This window comes from Frigoribacterium sp. Leaf164, assembly GCF_001423665.1.
Classification (GTDB): Bacteria; Actinomycetota; Actinomycetes; order Actinomycetales; family Microbacteriaceae; genus Frigoribacterium; species Frigoribacterium endophyticum.
In genome coordinates this window covers 22,530-40,957 of sequence record NZ_LMOX01000002.1, presented here as the reverse complement: position 1 = coordinate 40,957, position 18,428 = coordinate 22,530, and the positions used below count along the sequence as shown (strand labels likewise).

Sequence of the window (18,428 nt, the reverse complement as noted above, 5' to 3'; positions counted from 1 at the left end):
GTCCGCCGATGATAGCCCGGGATTCTGAATGTGATGTGTCAGTACAGGAGTGGCGCTCCGTCCTCGTCGAGCCGCGCTCCGCCGAGCCACCCGGCACCCCGGGCCCGCAGGGACTCGACGCGACGCCTCGCGTGCTCCGTCAGCACCTCGGGCGGGGCCCCCACCCGGGCGTGCTGCACGAGCATCCGGAGCCGGGCCTCCTCGCAGGCGAGGACGTCGTTGCCGACCCGGCCGGCGAGGTCGGCCATGAAGAGGAGCCACCGGTCGTGGCGCTCGGGCGCCTCGTCGGCCGCGGCGGACGCGGCGGCCGCCGTCAGCTCCAGGAGGCGCTCCCGCTCGGCGGGGGCCAGGGCGGCCCCCACCGTCGCGAGCACGGCGTCGTGGACGATGTCGAGCACCTGCGCCGTGGCCTCGAACCGCTCCGGATCGCCGGGCCGGACGAAGGTGCCCCGGTAGGGCTCGACGGTCACGAGACCGTCCGTGCACAGCCTCGTGATGGCGTGGTCGACCGGGGTCCGCGACATGTCGAGCCAGTGCGCGACGGCGCCCAGGTCGATCCGCTCGCCGGGCCGGAGGGCGCCGGAGAGAAGGGCGTCGCGCAGCTCGCCGTAGGCCCGGCCGGCGGCGTCGTCGCGCTTCGGGATCCGTCGGGGCGTCAGCGGGACGGGCACGGCGCACCCCCCTCGTCCGCGCCGCGGTCGAGGCCGCCGTCGCCGTCGCAGCCGGGGCCGTCGCCGGCGTCACGCGAGCGCAGCCACCGGGACGTGCACGCCTCCAGCACCTCCAGCGTGAGGGGCGGCCAGAAGAAGTCCTGGACCCGCACCACCCCCTGCGCGACCCGGGCCAGCCTCTCGTCGACCGTCCCGGCGGGGCCCGGCGACACCTGTCGCTCCTGTGCTGTCATGTCACCGTTGTAGCGGGCGTTCGCCACGCCGTCACGTGAAATCTTTTGTTCTGCTGTGAGCCGGGGTCGGACCGGTCTGGACCGGGGGGCCGCCACCGCGCCTCCCCGGGGGCCTCCCGTACCGATCGGCACGCCCGCCGCTAGCGTGGGCGCATGCGTGTCGCCACCTGGAACGTCAACTCCGTCCGCGCCCGAGCAGGGCGGGTGGTCGACTGGCTCGTCCGCGAGGACGTCGACGTCGTCGGCCTGCAGGAGATCAAGTGCAAGCCGGAGCAGTTCCCGTACGAGGCCTTCCGCGAGGCGGGCTACGAGGTCGAGCTGCACGGCCTCAGCCAGTGGAACGGCGTCGCGTTCGCGAGCCGGCTGCCCATGGACGACGTCGAGGTGACCTTCCCCGGCCAGCCCGGGTTCCTGAAGGGCCAGGAAGGGCCCGACCAGCCGAAGGAGGCGCGGGCCATCGGCGTCACGGTGGAGGGCGTGCGGATGTGGTCGTTGTACGTCCCCAACGGGCGGGAGCTCGGCGATCCGCACTACGCCTACAAGCTCGACTGGCTCGCCGAGCTCGCCGACCGCACCCGCGGGTGGCTCGAGGAGAGCCCCGACCTGCCCCTCGCGCTGATGGGCGACTGGAACGTGGCGCCGCTCGACGCCGACGTCTGGGACGTCGCGGTCTTCGAGGGGCACACCCACGTCAGCGAGCCCGAGCGGGCGGCCTTCGCCGAGTTCGAGCGGGTCGGCCTCCGCGACGTGGTGCGGCCCCTCGTGCCGGAGGGCTACACGTACTGGGACTACAAGCAGCTCCGGTTCCCGCGCGACGAGGGCATGCGGATCGACTTCGTGATGGGGTCGCCGGCGTTCGCGGACCTCGTCACCGCGGCGGCGATCCACCGCGAGGAGCGCAAGGGCGACGCCCCGAGCGACCACGTGCCCGTGGTGGTCGACCTCGAGCTCGAGACGGAGCTCGACGACGACCGGCCCATGATCTTCTGACCCCGCGCGCGCCGGGCTGACCGCACGATCGGCGGGCCAGGGCAGACGGATCGGTCGACGCGTGAAATGTCACGTAGTACACTGACGCATCACGAGGAGCCTGACGAGCGGGCGACCGAGCGTCAGGAGCCCCATGCGCCGAACCGTCCTGCTGTCACCGCCCGACGTCGGGCCGCTCGAGCGCGAGGCGCTCCGTCGGGTGGGCGAGGGCAGCTGGTTCGCACCGCTCGGCCCCGAGGTCGACGCCTTCGAGCGGGAGCTCGCCGAGACCGTCGACCGGGCGCACGTCGTCGCGACGTCGTCGGGCACGGCGGCCCTCCACCTGGCGCTCGTCGTCGCCGGGGTCGGCCCCGGCACCGTCGTGCCGACCTCCACGTTCACCTTCGCCGCGACCGCCAACGCGATCCACCACGCGGGCGCCCGCCCCTTCTTCGTCGACGTCGACCGCGACACGGGCAACCTCTCGCCGGCCCTGCTGGCCGACTCCCTCGACGACCTCCGCCGTCGGGGAGTGCCCGTCTCGGCCGTGCTCCCGGTCGACATCTACGGCCGAGCCGCCGACCACGACGCCATCGCCGCCGTCGCCGCGCGCCACGGCCTCCCGGTGGTCGTCGACGCCGCGGAGTCGCTGGGGGCCCGCCACGCCGGCCGCCCCGCCGCGGCCCACGGCCTCGCCTCCGCGATCTCGTTCAACGGCAACAAGATCGTGACCACCTCGGGCGGGGGCGCCGTCACCTGCGACGACGACGAGATCGCCGGGCGGGCCCGCAGCCTCGCCGCGCAGGCCCGCCTGCCCGTCGACCACTACGAGCACGCCGAGGTGGGCTGGAACCACCGGCTGAGCAACGTGCTCGCCGCGCTGGGCCGGGCCCAGCTCGCTCGGCTGCCCGAGATGGCCGCCCGGCGCCGGTCGGTGCGGCGGGCGTACCGCGAGCTCGTGCGGGCCGTGCCCGGCGTCGACCTGTTCGCGGCCGACGACGACGCCGACGACAACTGCTGGCTGACGTCGGTCGTGCTCGACCCGGCGTCGGGCCTCGCACCGGCGGAGGTCGCCCGGTCGCTCGCGGAGCAGGGCATCGAGACGCGACGCCTCTGGAAGCCGCTGCACCGGCAGGGCGCCTTCCACGCCTCCGAGAGCCGCGTCTCCGGCGTCGCCGACGAGCTCTTCGCCACCGGCCTCACGCTCCCCAGCGGGTCGTCGCTCGACCGCGACGACCTCGACCACGTGCTGACCGCGCTCGCGACCGCCCTCTCCCGACCCGGAGCCGGTGATCGTGGCCGCGCGTGACGCCTCCCGCGCGGGAGGCGGGCGCGCCCGGGCGGCCCTCCGCGACCGGGCCAAGCGCGCCCTCGACGTCACGGGGGCGACCCTGGTGCTGACGGCGACCGCTCCGCTGCTGGCCGTCGCCGCCGCCGCGGTCGCCGTCGACCTGGGCCGGCCCGTCGTCTTCCGACAGCGTCGCGCCGGGCTGCACGGCTCCCCGTTCACGCTGGCCAAGCTGCGGACGATGAGGGAGGTCGACCCCGCGCGCGGGCACGAGACCGACGCGGAGCGCCTCACCCGTCTCGGGGCCCTCCTCCGGTCGACCAGCATCGACGAGCTGCCCGGGCTGCTCGCCGTCCTGCGGGGCGACATGAGCCTCGTCGGGCCGCGCCCCCTGCCCGTCCGCTACCTCGCCCGGTACTCGGCCGAGCAGGCGCGGCGCCACGACGTGCGCCCCGGGGTGACCGGCCTGGCGCAGGTCGGCGGGCGCAACGCCCTCGACTGGCCCGCGCGCCTCGCGCTCGACGTCGCGTACGTCGACGCCCGGAGCACCCGGCTCGACCTGGTGATCCTCGCGCGCACCGTGGGCGTCGTCCTCGGGCGGCGCGGGACCGCGCAGCACGGCCAGGCGACCTCCGCCGAGTTCCTCCCCCCGAAGCCCCCCGCCGACGCCCACCAGGAGCCCGCATGACCTCGTCCCCTCCCGCCCTCGCCGTCCCCGAGGCCCGTCGACCCGGGATCGCTCGAGCGCTGCGGCGCCTGCTCCGCGGCCGCCGCGGGCCCGCCTTCGACGTCGCCCACCTGAGCAGCGTCCACCGCTGGACGGACAACCGCGTGCACATGCGCGAGGCCGCCACCGCGGCGAAGCACCACCGGACCCTCCTCGTCGCCGTCGACAGCCCCACCACCGTCCCCGAGACCGGCGTGCACGTCGTCCTGCTGCCCCGACGTCGGCGAGCGGCGAGGGTCGTGCTCTCGACGTCGCGGGCAGCGCTCCTGGCCCTCCGCTCCGGCGCCGGCGTGGTCCACCTGCACGACCCCGAGCTGCTCTTCGTCGTCCCCGTGCTGAAGCTCGCCGGCCGACGGGTCGTCTTCGACGCCCACGAGGTGATCAGCGAGGCCACCGCCGACAAGGACTACGTTCCCGAGGCTCTCCGCCGACCCTTCGTCCTGCTGTCACGCCTCCTCGTCTGGTTCGCCGGCCGGGCCTGCGACCACGTCGTGGTGGCGACGGCCATCACGGCCCGCGACTACCCGGCCCACAAGACCACCGTGGTGCACAACTTCCCGCGGCTGCGGGCCGAGGAGGAGGCCCTCCGGCCCCTGGCCGACCGCGCGCCGCGCGCCGCGTTCATCGGCGTCGTGAGCGAGGCCCGCGGCTCCCGCGTGATGGCCGACGCCGCCACGAGCCCGGCCTTCCCCGCGGGGTGGCACCTCGACGTGGCCGGCGGGCCCTACCCCGACGACGCCCTCTCGGTGTTCGACGACGCCGTGGCGGCCGGGCGGGCGACCGTCCACGGCCTGCTCTCCCCCGAGGACGCCCGCGACCTCCTGCTCGACGCCCGCGTCGGCGTGGTGGTGCTGCAGCCCGGCACGGCCTACGAGAAGGTCTTCTCGACCAAGCTCTTCGAGTACCTCGCCGCGGGCCTCCCGGTGGTGTGCTCCGACTTCCCCGTCTGGCGGGAGGTCGTCGAGCCGTACGGCTGCGTGCGCTTCGTCGACCCGACCGACCCGGACGCCGTCGCCCGGGCCCTCGCGTGGTACGCGGAGCACCCCGACGAGCTGGCCCGGCAGGGCGCCGCGGCCCGACGAGCCGCGGTCGAGGTCTTCGACTGGGCGAAGGAGGAACCCGCCCTGCTCGGCGTCTGGGCCGCGCTCGGCGCCCCCGACCGGGCGGCCGTCGGCGACGGCCCCGTCGCCCCGGGCTCGGTGCGGGTGCGCCGTGGTGCCACCCGCCCCGGCCCCGCCCGGTGAGCGGCCGAGGCGGCCGTGCCCTCCGTGCCCGTCGTCGCTGAGGTCGCGGCGGCTCGGAGCCTGACCGCCCACGCCGTCACGGTCGGCTGCTGCCTCGTCGTCTACGCGCTCACCCTCCGCCACGTCTTCGAGCACCTGATCGTGCCGACCTTCGGCTACCTCGGGTACTCCTACGTGCCGGGCCCTCCCGCGGTCTCCGTGCTCGCGGTCGTCGCCGCGGCCGCGGTGGCGGCGAGCCTCCCCCGTCGCGTCGAGCGCCCCTCCCACGCCGTCACCTGGATCGTCTTCGGCGTCGCCGTCGTGCCGACCATGCTGACGCCGCACTACTCCGGCTACCTCGACACGCGGACGGCGCTCACCCTCACGCTCGTCGTCGGGGCGCTGTGGGCCGCCGTGGGGTGGACGGTGCGGCGCCCGCTGCCGAGCACCCCCCTCGTCCCTCCCCTGACGCCGGGCGCCCTGGGCGTCGTCCTCGGGGCGTTCTCCGCCGCGACGTACGGGCTGATGGCCGTGACGACGGGGCTGCGCCTCCGGGTGCCGAGCCTCGACTCCATCTACGACGTGCGCGACGAGTTCCGCGACGCCATGGCGGACGCGGGGCCGCTCGGCTACCTCCTCAGCCCGCAGTCGTACGTCGTCAACCCCTACCTCGTCGTGCGCGGGGTGGCGACGCGCAGTCCGTGGCTCGTGGCGGCGGGGGCGCTCGGGCAGGTGCTGATCTTCTCGGCGACCGGGTTCAAGATGGTCTTGTTCTCCACGCCCCTCATCCTGGTCGGGGCCCTCGTGCTGCTGCGCCTCGACCGGCTCCGGGCCGCCGGGTTCGCGGTCGCCCCGGTCGCCGTGCTCGTCGGCGCGACGGCGGCCGACGCCGCGCAGGGCGGCGACACCTGGACGAGCGTCCTGTCGAGGAGGTTCCTCGTCACGCCGGGCACCCTCTCCGCCGCGTTCGTCGAGCACTACTCGACCGCGCCTCCCGCCCTGCTCGCGCTCTCCGTCCTCGGGCCCTGGACGGGCGGGCACGGGCGGCTGCCCCCGTCGCTCGAGGTGGGCGACCAGCTCCTCCCCGGCTCGGGCCTCGCCGCGAACGCCAACCTCGTGGCCGACGGCTTCTCGAACTTCGGCTGGGCCGGGGTCGTCGGGGCCGTCGCCGTCCTCGCCGTCTACCTGAGGTTCCTCGACCGGTGCTCGGCGGGCCTGCCGGTGCCGGTCACAACGGTGCTGGTCGTGATGCCGAGCATCATCCTGTCACAGACCGCCCTGTTGACGTCGATGCTCACGCACGGCGTCTTCGCGGCCGCCGTGCTGCTCGCCGTCGCGCCCCGCACGGGCTGGTCGCCCCGTCGGGCCGGGGCGCCACGATGAGCGCGCGCGATCGTCGCCTCGTCGCCCGCCTGCGCGCTCTCGCCCGGCGTCCCGTCGCCGTGCTGCTCCTCGGCACCGGGGTGGGCCAGGGGGCCGTGCTGGCCGCCTCCCCCCTGCTCACCCGGCTCTACTCGCCGGCCGACCTCGGGGTGCTCGCCCTCGTGACGAGCCTGGCGGCGATCGGCGGGGCCGTGGCCACGACCGGCTGGGACCGCGCCGTGGTGGCGGCGCGATCCGACGCGCTCGCCCGCGCGCTGGTCGGCCTCGCGGGGCTGTCGACGCTGCTCGTGACGGTCGTCGTGGCCGTGCTGAGCGGCGCCCTCCGGCACCGGGCGGCCGAGTGGCTCCGCTCGCCCGCCCTCGTCGAGCTCTGGTGGGTGCTGCCCCTCGTCGTGGCGCTGATCGGTGCGCAGCGCACGGTGGGCGCCCTGCTCACCCGTCGACGCGCGTGGCGGTCGGCGGCCGCGCGGTCGGCGGCGCAGGGCCTCGGCCAGGTGGCCACGAGCGTGCTGCTGGCACCGGCCGGAGGCGCGCTGGGGCTCGTGCTCGGGCTCGCGGCCGGGCGGGCGGCGGGCCTGCTCGGCTCCGCGGGCGCGAGGTCCCGCCGACCGTCGACCCCGCACCCGGCGGCCCGCAGCGCGGTGCCCACCCGCCGGGCCGTCGCGACCGCAGCCCGGCGGTACCGCCGCTTCCCCCTCGTGTCGACCTGGTCCGGCCTGCTGAACTCCGCGGGCCTGCAGCTGCCCACCGCGGTGCTGGCGGCCGCGGCCGGGCCCGTAGCGCTCGGCTTCGTGGCGCTGGGCTCGAGGGTCGTCGCGACGCCGGTCGGGCTGCTGGCCGAGGTGCTCGGCCAGCACGTCGACGGGCGCGTCGGGGTGCTGGTCAGGGGCCGGAGCGCAGGGCTCACGCGGCTGGTCGTGACGAGCGTGCTCCGGACCGGCGCGGCGGGCGTCGCCGGTGCCGGGGTCGTGGCCGCCGCCTCCCCCCTGGTCGTCGTGCCGGCCTTCGGGGCGGCCTGGGCCCCGGCCGTGCCGTACGTCCAGCTGCTCGCCGTCTCGTGCGCGGCGCAGCTCGCGGTCGTGCCGGTCGGGCGGGTGCTGACGCTGCTCGAGAGGCAGGGGCGTCAGCTGTGCTGGGACGCCGCGCGGCTCGTGGCGACGCTCGGCAGCGTCAGCGTCGTGGCGACGCTCGGAGCGACCCCCGTGCAGACGGTGGCGGCGCTCGTCACGGCCGGCACGGTCTCTTACGGGGCGCTGCTGCTGCTGGTCGTGACGGCCGCCCGCCGCCACGACCGGGAGGCGGAGGCGGAGGCGGGAGCGGAGGCGGTGGCGGTGGCCCGCAGCCCCGGCACCTAGGCCAGCAGCCCCGCGACGAGCACGAGGACGGGCACCGACAGCACCGTCGTCACGAGCACCGTGTCACGGGCCACGACCACGCCGGTCTGGTAGCGCTGGGCGTACGTGAACACGTTCTGCGCGCTCGGCAGGCCGGCGAGCACCACGGCCACGAAGAGCTCGTCGCGGCTCAGGTCGAACACGAAGTCGCCGAGCAGCCAGGCGGCGACCGGCATCACCCCGAGCTTGAGCACCGTGGCGAGCACGACGTCGGGGCGCCCCTCGCGAGCCTGCAGCGGGCGCGTGCCCGAGAGCGACATGCCGAACGAGAGCAGCACCACGGGCACCGCCGCCCCGCCGACGAGCAGGAACGGCTCGAGCACCGGCGCCGGGATCTCGAGGCCCGTGACGGCCACCAGCACGCCGAGGGCCGAGCCGATCAGCAGCGGGTTGGTGAGGGGCCGCACGATCGCCCGGCCGAGGCTGCTGCCCCGGTTCGTGACGGTGTCCATGACCGCGAGGACGACCGGCGTGATCACGAGCAGCTGGTACAGCAGCACGGGGGCCACGAAGGTCGCGCTGCCCAGCACGTAGGTGGCGACCGGCAGGCCGATGTTGTTGGCGTTGACGTAGGCCCCGCCCATCGTGCCGATGGTCGTCTCCGCCGCCGAGCGGTGCAGCACGAGGCGCAGGACGAGCACCGAGATCACGGCCGCCAGCAGGGAGGCGCTGGCCGACACCACGAGGAGGCGCGAGAAGAGGACGTGGACGTCGGCCTGCGAGATGGTCGAGAAGAGCAGGCAGGGCGTCAGCACGAAGAAGACGAGGCGCGAGAGCACCTGGTGGCCGGAGGGGCCGAGCAGGTCGATGCGCCCGACCACCCAGCCGGTCGCGATCACCGCGCCGATGATCGCGAACCCGATCAGCACTCCGCCCATGCGTCCATCCTCGCGCAGGCGGCGGCCCTGCGACGCCGACCGGCGCCCGCGGGGCTCAGCCCGCGAGGCTCAGGGCTCAGCCCGAGGGGCTCAGACCGTCGGGACGGCCGCGATGCGCGACACGAGGTACCGGGCGACCTCGGCGCCCTCCTCGCCCGTGTGCCACGTGATCGCGTCGCCCTCCTTCGCGACGACGGAGAACTCGTCGCCGAGGTCGAGGCCGGACCGCTCGGCGAGGCAGGCCGCGAAGGCCCGGCCCTCGCTCTCGAGCGAGCGGAGGCCGGCCGGGGAGCTGACGATCAGCAGGGCGCCGCGCCGCAGGCCGGGCGCGAGCACCTCGGTCGCACGCCCGAGGTCGCGGGCGGCCTCGGCCACGCCGCCGACGCCCACGACGGCGACGTCGAACCCGTCGACGTCGCCCACGGGGAGGCCGGGGTCGGCGTCGACGACGACGACCTCGGCCCCGAGCACGGCGGCCCGGTCGCCCAGGGGGCGGAGCAGGTCGGAGGAGCCGGTGAGGACGAGCTTGGGCGCGTGGGCGAAGTACATGGTGAGGGACCTCTCGGGAGGGCGGCCGCTGGTGGGGCGGATGCGGGTCGGGGGGACCGGCGCGGAGCGGGTGCCGGCGGGGACGGGTCGTGCCGACCTCTCGGCCGGGCCCGTGAACTTCTTCATCACTGACTCTACGTATGATATTCCGATTCCACAAGGTGCGCCGCACCTGCTCGACGATCGGATCCGACGTGCCCCGCGCCTCCTCGACCTCCCCCTCCTCCCCCTCCGCCTCCCGCTCCGCGCGCGGCCGGAACGACGACCGGTCGACGGTCGACCGTCGAGCCGACGGCCGACGACGACGCCGGCTGCCCCTGGCCGTGGGCGCCGGGCTGGCGGTCGCGGCCCTGGCGGGCTGTTCGCTGCCCGGCGGCGGGGCCGAGGCCCCGTTCGACCCCGTGCGCGTGCCGCCCGCGAGCGCGACCTGGAGCTACGGCGGCGAGACCGGGCCCGACCGGTGGGGCTCGCTGTCGAGCGCCTGGAGCACCTGCGCGACCGGCCTGCGCCAGTCGCCGGTCGACCTCGCCGGGGCCGTGCCGGGAGCGGGCCCGGCGACCGACGCGGCCGGCTCACCCGCGGCCGCTCCCACCCTCTCGCTCGCCTGGGGCCCGGTCGAGCTCGACGTCGACGACGACGGCCACGGGGCGCACCTCGAGACGGAGGGGGCCGCCACGGCCGCCCTCGACGGCCGGGCCCACGAACTCGTGCAGTTCCACGCACACGCGCCGTCGGAGCACGTCGTCGACGGCCGCCCGGCGTCCGGCGAGGTCCACTTCGTGCACCGGGCGGCCGACGGGTCGCTCGCCGTGGTCGGGCTGCTCGTGCAGGTCGGCGAGCACTCCCCCGCCTGGGAGCCGGTCGTCGCGGCGGTGGTCGCCGAGGCGCCGGGGCCACGGGCGGCCGCACCGGCCGACGACCTCGCCTCCCGCGCCTCGGCGACCACGGAGACCGGGGCCCGCATCGACCCCCGCGGCGGCGCGCCCCGCCCCGGCGACGACCTCGACGACGATCGGGACGACGACCTCCCCACGGACGACCTCGACGACCCCCGCGTCGACCTGGCGACCCTGCTGCCCGGCACTCTCGACCACGTGCGCTACGACGGCAGCCTCACGACGCCTCCGTGCACGGAGGGGGTGAGCTGGGCGGTGCTCAGCTCGCCCGTCACGATGAGCGCCGAGCAGCTGGCCGTGCTGGCCGGCGGGGGCGACACGGCCCGCCCCGTGCAGGAGCTCGGCGACCGCCTGCTGACCGGCACGGCGCCCGTGCTCTGACACCGCGCCGCCCGCGAGGCGGCAGGATGGACGGGTGACGCGACTCCACGACCCCGCAGCCCACACGTTCGCTTCCGACAACTACGCCGGCGCGCACCCCGAGGTGCTGCAGGCGATCGTCGACGCCGCGGGCGGGCACGTCGGCTCGTACGGGGCCGACCCGTACACGCGCCGGCTCGGCGAGGTCGTCGTCGAGCAGTTCGGCGAGGGCGCGACGATCGACCCCGTCCTCACCGGCACCGGGGCCAACGTCGCGGCGCTGCAGGCTCTCGTGCCCCGCTGGGGCGCCGTCGTCTGCGCCGCCTCGGCGCACGTCTACACCGACGAGGGCGGCGCGCCCGAGCGCCTCGGCGGCCTCAAGCTGCTCACCGTCCCGACGCCCGACGGCAAGCTCACGCCCGAGCTCGTCGACCGGCAGGCGCACGGCTGGGGCGACCAGCAGCGCTCACAGCCCCTCGCCGTCACGATCACCCAGAGCACCGAGCTCGGCACCGTCTACACGCCCGACGAGCTGCGGGCGCTGACCGACCACGCGCACTCCCTCGGCATGCGAGTGCACCTCGACGGGGCCCGTCTCGCGAACGCCGCCGCCTCGCTCGGCGTGCCGCTGCGCGCGATCACGCGCGACGTCGGCGTCGACTCGGTCTCGCTCGGCGGCACGAAGAACGGCCTCGTGCTGGGCGAGTCGATCGTGACCTTCGCCGAGGAGGCGCGGGTCGGCCTGGCCTACCTGCGCAAGACGGACGCGCAGCTGCTCTCGAAGATGCGCTTCGTCTCGGCGCAGTTCCTCGCGATGTTCGAGGACGACCTGTGGCTGCGGTCGGCGAGCGGGGCCAACGCCCGCGCCGCCCAGCTCGCGGCCGGCCTCGCCGACGTGCCGGGCGTCACCGTGACGCAGAGCGTCGACGCCAACGCCGTCTTCGCCGTCCTGCCGGCGGACGTCGTCGAGCCGCTGCGCGAGGCGCACCACTTCTACGACTGGGACCGCACGACGGGCGAGGTGCGGCTGATGTGCTCGTTCGACACGACCGAGGAGCACGTCGAGGCGTTCCTCGCCGACGCCCGGCGCCTGACGGCCTAGCGAGCCGGTGCACGCTCGGCACGAAATACTGGGGCGGCGCACGACGTTGTGGTGCGCGTGGCCCGACGACGCGCCTCCTCCTCCCAGCCCCTCCTCGAGAAAGCCGGCGCCATGTCGATCACCGAGTCCGCCCTGCCCACCACCGCCCGCTCCGCCGACACGATCGTGCCGATCGTCGCCGAGCTCGACGCCCGCTGGAGCCCCCGCTCGTTCGACCCCGAGGCGACCGTCACCGACGCGCAGCTCGACGCCCTGCTCGAGGCCGCCCGCTGGGCGCCGTCGGCGAACAACTTCCAGCCCCGCCGCTTCATCGTCGCCCGCCGCGGCACCCACCACTTCGACACGATCGTGCACGCCCTCGTCGGCTTCAACGCCGCCTGGGCCGTGAACGCGTCGGCCCTCGTCGTCGGCATCGCCGAGACCTCGACCGTCGAGGGCGACCTGCGCTCGTACGCCGAGTACGACCTCGGCGCGGCCGTCGCGCACCTCGTCGTGCAGGCGCAGGCCGAGGGCCTGCACACCCACCAGATGGCCGGCGTCGAGTGGGACCAGATCGTCGCCGCGTTCGACCTGGCCGAGAACCTCAAGCCGATGACGATCACCGCCGTCGGCGTCGTCGACACGGCCGACAAGCTGGCCGAGGCCCTCGCCGAGCGCGAGACCGCGCCCCGCACGCGCCTGCCGCTCAGCGAGCTGGTCATCGCCCGCAGCTAGCCGCCCGGTCGAGGTCGCCATCGAGTGGTCACGATCTGCTCCCCCGTCACGGTGGGAGCAGCAGGTCGTGACCGCTCGGCGCCGTGGGCAGGGTCAGCCCACCGTGACCCGCAGGCCGCCCTCCGCCCGGGGCTCGACGTTCAGCGGCCAGCCGTGCGCCACCGCGACCGACGCCACGATCGCGAGCCCGAGGCCGCTGTGCCGCTCGTCGCCCTCGCCCTCGCCCGCGCCCTGGCCGCCGCCGCCGAGCCCGCCGCCACCGACCCGGGCAGGCCCCGCACCGCGCACGAAGGCGCGCGTGAGCGTCGCCGCCTCCGCCTCGTCCACCACCGGCCCCGTGTTCTCGACGACGAGCACGGCCCCCGGCCCGCCGTGCACGCGCACCCAGCCGCCGGGCTCGTTGTAGTCGACCGCGTTCGCGACCAGGTTGCGCACGAGCTGCCCGACGAGCACCTCGTCGCCCCGCACCCGTCCGAACGTGCCGCGGGCCACGATCACCTCCACCGAGGAGGCGCGGGCCCGGTCGAGCAGGCCGGTCACCACCTCGTCGACCACGTCGCCCACCCCGACCTCGCGCCCGGCGTCGGCGAGCCCGCGATCGGCCGTCGCGAGCGCGAGCAGGCTCTCGAGCAGCGCCTCGCTGCGGCGGTTCGCGTCGAGCAGCTGCCGCTTCGTCCGCTCGAGCTCGGCGGGCGTCGGGTCGTCGAGGCCGATCTGGATCGCGGCCCGCTGCACGGCGAGGGGCGTGCGCAGCTCGTGCGAGGCGTCGGCGACGAAGCGCCGCTGGGCCTCGAACGACGCCTCGAGGCGGTCGAGCAGGCCGTCGATGGTGTCGGCGACCCGGGCGACCTCGTCGCGAGGGCCGGCGAGCGCCACCCGCTCGTGGAGCGTGCTCGCCGTGATGCGCCGGGTCGTCTCGACGACCGCGTCGAGCGGTCGGAGCAGGCGGCGGCTGACGAACCAGCCGACGACCCCGGCCACGACGGCGGCGAGCGCGACGCCGAGGGCGGCGGCCGGCCACTGCTGCGCGACGACGACGTCGCCGACGGCCGTGGCCACCGGCACGCCGTCCGCCCCCTCGACCACCCGGGTCGAGGCGCACCCGCCGTCGTCGCAGGCGGCTCCGTCGGGCGCGAGGGGCGTCGCGGGCGACGCCGCGGACTCCGCCACCGCGACGAGGCCGACCGTGATGCCGGCCGTGGTCGTCGCCGACACCAGCACCACGACCAGGGCGGCGAGCAGCGCCGACACCACGCCGAACGTGACGGCGGTGCGCAGGCCGATGCCCCAGTGACGGGGAGCGAGGGCGGCGAGCCGACCCGCGACTCCTGACCGGCCCGTCACAGGACGTAGCCCCGGCCGGGCAGCGTGCGGACGGGGTCGGGGTCGCCGAGCTTCTTCCGCAGCTTGCTCATCGTGACGCGGACGGCGTTGGTGAAGGGGTCGACGTGGGCGTCCCATGCCTTCTCGAGCAGCTCTTCCGCGCTGACGACGCGGCCGTCGGCGCGGAGCAGCACCTCGAGCACCATGAGCTCCTTCGTCGAGAGGCCGAGGTCGAGGCCGCCCCGGGTGGCGTGGTGCCGCGACGTGTCGAGCACGATGTCGCCCGACCGGAGCACGGGCGGCGCAGCCGGGGCGGATCGGCGGCCGAGCGCGCGGACCCGGGCGACGAGCTCGGGGTACTCGAAGGGCTTCGCGAGGTAGTCGTCGGCGCCGAGCTCGAGCCCGCGCACGCGGTCGTCGAGGCCGCCGGACGCGGTGAGCATGAGGATGCGCGTGGGGCTGCCGCGCTCGGCGACGCCCCGCGCGACGGCGTCGCCGTGCATGCCGGGCAGGTCGCGGTCGAGCACGACGACGTCGTAGTCGTTGACGGCGAGCAGCTCGTCGGCGTCGTCGCCGCGGTAGGCCACGTCGACCGCCATCATCTGGCGGGCGAGGCCCGCAGCCACGAGGTCGGCCAGGGCCACCTCGTCGTCGACGACCAGCACGCGCACGGCATCGCCCTCTCTCTCGGTCGAACCGCCCTGCCCGCGGGTCGGGCAGATCATGACGACATGTCACATGCATCGTACACACCGTGGTGTTTCGTGGACGTAACTCCGCGCGGCACGCTCCGGAGACGGCCCGGCAGGTGGAGTGGTCACCGTTCGTTCACCCCCGACGAGAGGACCTCGCCATGACCACCTCCCCCACCACCTCGACCACGACGACGGCCGCCCGCCGGGCGACGGCGACCGCGACGGCGACCCCGACGAGCCGGCGCGACGGGGGCGTCCGCCAGCGCCGCGCCTCCTCGGCGGCCCTCCTCGGAGCGGCCCTGCTGCTGGTCGCTCCCGTGCTCGCGGCGTGCAGCACGGCGGCCGACGACCCGACGGCCGGCGCCTCGTCCGGGGCGACGGGCAGCACGAGCAGCGCCAGCGCCAGCGCCCAGCTCGGGTCGTGCCTCCGCGACGCGGGCTTCGACGTCGACGACCCCGACCTCAGCCGCGGCATGGTGATCGCCCCGCCGGCGGGGGTCGACATCGACGCCTACGTGACCGCCTTCACCGACTGCCGCGCCGAGCTGCCCGCCGACCAGGGCGGCCAGCCCGCCCCCTCGGCCGACGACCTCGCCGAGCTGCAGGAGGCCAACCTCGAGGTGGCCCGCTGCGTGCGGGAGAAGGGCTTCACCGACTTCGCCGACCCGGTCGACGGGGTCTTCCCGTCGGGCACGTCGATGAGCACCGACCCCTCGGCGCGCGGGGCCCAGGACGAGGCCTTCCTCGCCTGCTCGGAGGAGCACGGCCCGAACAGCGCCGGGGCCGGCCGATGACGAGGGTGAGTCGCGGGGCCGGGCACCCGGGGCGCGCCGGCCGACGCCGGGTCGGCGGCCCGGGCGAAGGCACGCGACGCCGTCCCCTCGCCGCGACGGCCCTCGTGGCCGGGACGGTCGCCGGGGCCCTCCTGCTCAGCGGGTGCGGCCTCACCGGCTCGGCCGACGGAGCCGGCGACGACGCGGCGAGCAGCAGCGCCTCCCCGGCCGCCGGGCTGCCCACCGCGCCCGTCGTGCGCGGCGACCTCGTGGACTCCCGCACGATCGCCGGCACGCTGGGGCACGGCTCGCCGACGCCCCTCGTGGCGCCGGGCGAGGGGACGATCACGCAGCTGCCCTCCTACGGCGAGGTGATCGGGCTCGACGGTGTGCTCTGGGCGGTCGACGAGTCGCCCGTGCGGTCGATGCACGGCACCGTGCCGCTCTGGCGCACGCTCGAGCAGGGCACGGAGGGCGCCGACGTGGCCCAGCTCAACGACGCCCTGCTCGCGCTCGGCTACGACGTGGCCGACGACGACGTGTTCGGGCGGCGCACGGCCCGGGCCGTCCGCGCCTGGCAGGAGGACCGCGACCGCGAGGTCACCGGCACCCTCGGCGCGGCGGACATCGCCTTCGTGCCGGGCGACGTCCGGGTCGCCGAGGTCGTCGGCCGCGTCGGCGACCCGGCCGGCGAGGTCGTCTGGAGCTGGACCTCCACGACCCTCGTCGTCACGGCCGAGGTCTCGCCGGTCGACGAGGGCCGCTTCGGCGTCGGCGCGCCCGTCGAGGTGGGGCTGCCGGGCGGCGCGCGCGTGCCCGGCACCGTGCGCTCGGTGGAGGGGCCGGGGGGAGGCGCGGGCTCCGGCGGCGGGGCCGGCGGCGGCTCCGGGGCCGGCGGCTCGGGTGCCGGCTCCGGGTCGGGCGCGGGCGCGGGCTCCGGCACCGGCGCCGACCGCGTGACCGTCGCCGTCGGGCTCGACGCCGAGCTGCCCGAGGGGGCCGCGACCGCCGGCTCGGTCGACCTCGTGGTCGAGGGCGAACGGCGGGTCGACGTCCTCTCGGTGCCCGTGACCGCGCTTCTGGCGGCGGGAGACGGCGGCTACGTCGTCGAGGTGCGGTCGGCCGACGGCTCGGTCGATCGCGTGGCCGTGACCGTGGGCGCCTTCGCCCAGGGGCGCGTCGAGGTCTCGGGCGAGGGGCTCGCCGAGGGCGACGAGGTCGTGGTGCCCTCGTGAGCGGGGCGACCGTGAGCGCGTCGACCGAGAGCGGGGCGCCCGTGCTCGAGCTGCGCGCCGTGACGCGCACCTACGGCGACACGACCGCGCTCGGCGGGGTCGACCTCGTCGTGCGGCGCGGCGAGCTCGTCGCCGTGGTCGGCCCGAGCGGCTCGGGCAAGTCGACGATGCTCAACGTGATGGGCACGCTCGACCGGCCGAGCTCCGGCTCGGTGCGGATCGCCGGCCACGAGGTGTCCGAGATGACCGACGACGCCGTGTCGCGCCTCCGGGCCGAGCACGTGGGCTTCGTCTTCCAGCACTTCCACCTCGCGGCCGGGGCCACGGCGACGGAGAACGTCGCGGACGGCCTGCTCTACGGGGGCGTGCCGCGACGGCAGCGTCGCGAGCGCGCCCGGGAGGCCCTGGCCCGCGTCGGGCTCGGGCACCGCCTCGACCACCGGCCGCACGAGCTCTCGGGCGGCGAGAAGCAGCGCGTGGCGATCGCCCGCGCGGTCGTCGGCGACCCGACGCTGCTGCTGGCCGACGAGCCGACCGGCGCGCTCGACTCCGTCTCCGGCGCCGCGGTCGTCACGCTGCTCCGCGAGCTCAACGCGGCGGGGACGACCGTGGTCGTCATCACCCACGACCGCGAGCTGGCGGCGGCGCTGCCGCGCCGGGTCGCGATGCGCGACGGCCTCGTCGACGCCGAGGTCGCCTCGTGAGGGGGGCGGCGGCCCCGGGAGCGGGGCCGGAGCGCGACTCCCGCACGGCTCCTGGTCCACGACCGGGCCGCAGCGCGCGCCCGGCCCGGGCCCCTCGCCCGGCCCGCGCCCGGCCCGGGCACGTCTCGGCCCGCGACCTGCTGGGCCTCGGCGTCTTCGGGCTGCGCACCCGGCCGACCCGGGTCGTGCTGTCGGCCCTCGGCATCGCGATCGGCATCGCCGCGATGATCGCCGTCGTCGGCATCTCGTCGTCGAGCCAGGCGGCCCTCGACCGGGTGCTCGACGGCCTCGGCACGAACCTGCTCGTGGCCGCTCCGGGCACGGACGCCCGCGGCGAGACGGCGCCGCTGCCCGAGACGGCCCTCTCGGCGCTCGACCGACGGGGCGACGTCGAGGGCGTCGCCGGCGTCGGGCGCGTCGACGACCAGAAGGTGTACCGGACCGACCGGGTGCCGGCCGCCGCCTCCGGCGGGATCTCGCTCGACGTCGCCCTGGGCGACCTCCGCGGGGTGCTGCACGCCGACCTCGCGTCGGGCCGGTGGTTCGGCGACGCGGCGAGCGAGCTGCCCCAGGTCGTGCTCGGCGCCACCGCCGCCGCGACCCTCGGGGTGACCGACGTCGCGCCCGAGACCCGGGTCTGGATCGGCGGCCGCTGGGTCGCCGTCGTCGGCGTGCTCGACCCGCTGCCGCTCGCGCCCCAGCTCGACGCGTCGGCCTTCGTGCCGAGCGGCTCGGCCGCGGCGGAGTTCGGCTTCGACGGGCACCCGACGCAGGTGTTCGCCCGGGCCGACCCGGCCCGCGTCGGTGCCGTCCGCGACCTGCTCGCCGCGTCGATCTCGCCCGAGGACCCGGCGTCCGTCGACGTGGCCCGCCCCTCGGACGCCCTCGCGGCGCAGCAGGCGACGGAGGAGTCGTTCACCGGCCTGCTGCTCGGCATCGGCGGCGTCGCGCTGCTCGTCGGCGGCATCGGGGTCGCGAACACGATGGTCATCACCGTGCTCGAGCGGCGCGCCGAGATCGGCGTGCGCCGCGCCCTGGGGGCTCGGCGGCGGCACGTGCGCGACCAGTTCCTGGTCGAGTCGCTGCTGCTGTCGGGCCTGGGAGGTGCGGTCGGCGTCGCCCTCGGGGTCGCCGTCACGGCCGGGTTCGGCCTCGTGCAGGGCTGGCCGGTCGTCGTGCCGGCCTGGGCCGTGGTCGGCGGGCTCCTCGCGACCGTCGTCATCGGGGGCGTCAGCGGCTGGTGGCCCGCGTCGCGCGCGGCGCGCATCCCGCCGACGTCGGCGCTCGCCGCCGCGTGACCGGGGGCCCGTC

Annotated in this window: 19 protein-coding genes; 13 read left to right on the top strand and 6 right to left on the bottom strand. The window is 76.3% G+C overall.

Translation table 11 applies throughout. The features are described 5' to 3' along the window. Nucleotides 1-38 precede the first annotated feature (38 nt). Both ASF82_RS07790 and ASF82_RS07785 read right to left on the bottom strand, forming a co-directional pair. Entirely contained in the window at nucleotides 39-671 is a 633-nt protein-coding gene (locus ASF82_RS07790; protein WP_056056069.1) for a GntR family transcriptional regulator, read from the bottom strand. Further along, nucleotides 656-904: a hypothetical protein gene (locus ASF82_RS07785; protein WP_156369998.1), complete on the bottom strand. Its 249-nt coding sequence runs from the start codon at nucleotides 902-904 to the stop codon at nucleotides 656-658. Before ASF82_RS07785 ends, ASF82_RS07790 begins: the two co-directional genes overlap by 16 nt. Nucleotides 905-1,057: 153 nt before the next feature. Between ASF82_RS07785 and ASF82_RS07780 the strand changes: the two genes are divergently transcribed. The 6 genes from ASF82_RS07780 to ASF82_RS07755 all read left to right on the top strand — a co-directional run bounded on the left by ASF82_RS07780 (nucleotide 1,058) and on the right by ASF82_RS07755 (nucleotide 7,849). Beyond that, complete coding sequence (locus ASF82_RS07780) at nucleotides 1,058-1,894, top strand: exodeoxyribonuclease III (RefSeq protein WP_056056065.1); 837 nt, start codon at nucleotides 1,058-1,060, stop codon at nucleotides 1,892-1,894. A 133-nt stretch (nucleotides 1,895-2,027) separates the two neighbouring features. Further along, on the top strand, nucleotides 2,028-3,182 hold the full coding sequence (locus tag ASF82_RS07775; protein WP_056056063.1) for a DegT/DnrJ/EryC1/StrS aminotransferase family protein: 1,155 nt from the start codon (nucleotides 2,028-2,030) through the stop codon (nucleotides 3,180-3,182). Continuing rightward, nucleotides 3,169-3,849: a sugar transferase gene (locus tag ASF82_RS07770; RefSeq protein ID WP_082514488.1), complete on the top strand. Its 681-nt coding sequence runs from the start codon at nucleotides 3,169-3,171 to the stop codon at nucleotides 3,847-3,849. Before ASF82_RS07775 ends, ASF82_RS07770 begins: the two co-directional genes overlap by 14 nt. Continuing rightward, nucleotides 3,846-5,132 (top strand): glycosyltransferase, encoded by a 1,287-nt coding sequence (locus tag ASF82_RS07765; protein ID WP_056056061.1) that lies wholly within the window; start codon nucleotides 3,846-3,848, stop codon nucleotides 5,130-5,132. Before ASF82_RS07770 ends, ASF82_RS07765 begins: the two co-directional genes overlap by 4 nt. Nucleotides 5,133-5,147: 15 nt before the next feature. Then, nucleotides 5,148-6,494: a hypothetical protein gene (locus ASF82_RS07760; protein ID WP_056056058.1), complete on the top strand. Its 1,347-nt coding sequence runs from the start codon at nucleotides 5,148-5,150 to the stop codon at nucleotides 6,492-6,494. Further along, complete coding sequence (locus ASF82_RS07755; protein WP_056056056.1) at nucleotides 6,491-7,849, top strand: lipopolysaccharide biosynthesis protein; 1,359 nt, start codon at nucleotides 6,491-6,493, stop codon at nucleotides 7,847-7,849. Before ASF82_RS07760 ends, ASF82_RS07755 begins: the two co-directional genes overlap by 4 nt. Here the strand turns inward: ASF82_RS07755 and ASF82_RS07750 are convergent. Both ASF82_RS07750 and ASF82_RS07745 read right to left on the bottom strand, forming a co-directional pair. Then, nucleotides 7,846-8,766, bottom strand: coding sequence for an AEC family transporter (locus ASF82_RS07750; RefSeq protein WP_056056054.1), 921 nt, complete (start codon nucleotides 8,764-8,766; stop codon nucleotides 7,846-7,848). The genes ASF82_RS07755 and ASF82_RS07750 overlap by 4 nt on opposite strands. 90 nt (nucleotides 8,767-8,856) lie before the next feature. Then, nucleotides 8,857-9,441 (bottom strand): hypothetical protein, encoded by a 585-nt coding sequence (locus tag ASF82_RS07745; RefSeq protein WP_056056052.1) that lies wholly within the window; start codon nucleotides 9,439-9,441, stop codon nucleotides 8,857-8,859. Between the two features lie 14 nt (nucleotides 9,442-9,455). On the opposite strand from ASF82_RS07745, the gene ASF82_RS07740 reads away from it, so the two are divergent. The 3 genes from ASF82_RS07740 to ASF82_RS07730 all read left to right on the top strand — a co-directional run bounded on the left by ASF82_RS07740 (nucleotide 9,456) and on the right by ASF82_RS07730 (nucleotide 12,387). Next, a complete protein-coding gene (locus ASF82_RS07740; protein ID WP_082514480.1) occupies nucleotides 9,456-10,592 on the top strand; it encodes a carbonic anhydrase in 1,137 nt (378 codons plus the stop codon). Between the two features lie 34 nt (nucleotides 10,593-10,626). Beyond that, a complete protein-coding gene (locus ASF82_RS07735; protein ID WP_056056048.1) occupies nucleotides 10,627-11,673 on the top strand; it encodes a low specificity L-threonine aldolase in 1,047 nt (348 codons plus the stop codon). A gap of 111 nt (nucleotides 11,674-11,784) precedes the next feature. Then, complete coding sequence (locus ASF82_RS07730; protein ID WP_056056155.1) at nucleotides 11,785-12,387, top strand: nitroreductase family protein; 603 nt, start codon at nucleotides 11,785-11,787, stop codon at nucleotides 12,385-12,387. A 93-nt stretch (nucleotides 12,388-12,480) separates the two neighbouring features. Here the strand turns inward: ASF82_RS07730 and ASF82_RS07725 are convergent, their stop codons facing one another. Together ASF82_RS07725 and ASF82_RS07720 are read right to left on the bottom strand one after the other, a co-directional pair. Next, nucleotides 12,481-13,731: a HAMP domain-containing sensor histidine kinase gene (locus tag ASF82_RS07725; RefSeq protein ID WP_056056047.1), complete on the bottom strand. Its 1,251-nt coding sequence runs from the start codon at nucleotides 13,729-13,731 to the stop codon at nucleotides 12,481-12,483. Beyond that, the gene (locus ASF82_RS07720) at nucleotides 13,728-14,381 is read right to left on the bottom strand and encodes a response regulator transcription factor (protein WP_056056153.1); all 654 of its coding nucleotides are present in this window, start codon (nucleotides 14,379-14,381) and stop codon (nucleotides 13,728-13,730) included. Before ASF82_RS07720 ends, ASF82_RS07725 begins: the two co-directional genes overlap by 4 nt. A 182-nt stretch (nucleotides 14,382-14,563) precedes the next feature. On the opposite strand from ASF82_RS07720, the gene ASF82_RS07715 reads away from it, so the two are divergent. From ASF82_RS07715 to ASF82_RS07700, 4 genes are all read left to right on the top strand, one after another. Continuing rightward, a complete protein-coding gene (locus tag ASF82_RS07715) occupies nucleotides 14,564-15,199 on the top strand; it encodes a hypothetical protein (RefSeq protein ID WP_056056045.1) in 636 nt (211 codons plus the stop codon). Between the two features lie 104 nt (nucleotides 15,200-15,303). Then, entirely contained in the window at nucleotides 15,304-16,413 is a 1,110-nt protein-coding gene (locus ASF82_RS07710; RefSeq protein ID WP_162240266.1) for a peptidoglycan-binding protein, read from the top strand. Between the two features lie 11 nt (nucleotides 16,414-16,424). Beyond that, nucleotides 16,425-17,117: an ABC transporter ATP-binding protein gene (locus ASF82_RS07705; RefSeq protein WP_200931990.1), complete on the top strand. Its 693-nt coding sequence runs from the start codon at nucleotides 16,425-16,427 to the stop codon at nucleotides 17,115-17,117. Continuing rightward, a complete protein-coding gene (locus ASF82_RS07700) occupies nucleotides 17,114-18,415 on the top strand; it encodes an ABC transporter permease (protein WP_082514479.1) in 1,302 nt (433 codons plus the stop codon). The genes ASF82_RS07705 and ASF82_RS07700 overlap by 4 nt, the downstream gene beginning before the upstream one ends. The last annotated feature ends 13 nt before the right edge of the window (nucleotides 18,416-18,428 follow it).

Excerpts from the sequence above, each read along its gene's own strand:
- ASF82_RS07785 (WP_156369998.1), bottom strand. The coding sequence starts at position 904 with ATGACAGCACAGGAGCGACAGGTGTCGCCGGGCCCCGCCGGGACGGTC.
- ASF82_RS07780 (WP_056056065.1), top strand. The coding sequence starts at position 1,058 with ATGCGTGTCGCCACCTGGAACGTCAACTCCGTCCGCGCCCGAGCAGGG.
- ASF82_RS07775 (WP_056056063.1), top strand. The coding sequence starts at position 2,028 with ATGCGCCGAACCGTCCTGCTGTCACCGCCCGACGTCGGGCCGCTCGAG.
- ASF82_RS07765 (WP_056056061.1), top strand. The coding sequence starts at position 3,846 with ATGACCTCGTCCCCTCCCGCCCTCGCCGTCCCCGAGGCCCGTCGACCC.
- ASF82_RS07755 (WP_056056056.1), top strand. The coding sequence starts at position 6,491 with ATGAGCGCGCGCGATCGTCGCCTCGTCGCCCGCCTGCGCGCTCTCGCC.
- ASF82_RS07750 (WP_056056054.1), bottom strand. The coding sequence starts at position 8,766 with ATGGGCGGAGTGCTGATCGGGTTCGCGATCATCGGCGCGGTGATCGCG.
- ASF82_RS07745 (WP_056056052.1), bottom strand. The coding sequence starts at position 9,441 with ATGAAGAAGTTCACGGGCCCGGCCGAGAGGTCGGCACGACCCGTCCCC.
- ASF82_RS07740 (WP_082514480.1), top strand. The coding sequence starts at position 9,456 with ATGATATTCCGATTCCACAAGGTGCGCCGCACCTGCTCGACGATCGGA.
- ASF82_RS07730 (WP_056056155.1), top strand. The coding sequence starts at position 11,785 with ATGTCGATCACCGAGTCCGCCCTGCCCACCACCGCCCGCTCCGCCGAC.
- ASF82_RS07715 (WP_056056045.1), top strand. The coding sequence starts at position 14,564 with ATGACCACCTCCCCCACCACCTCGACCACGACGACGGCCGCCCGCCGG.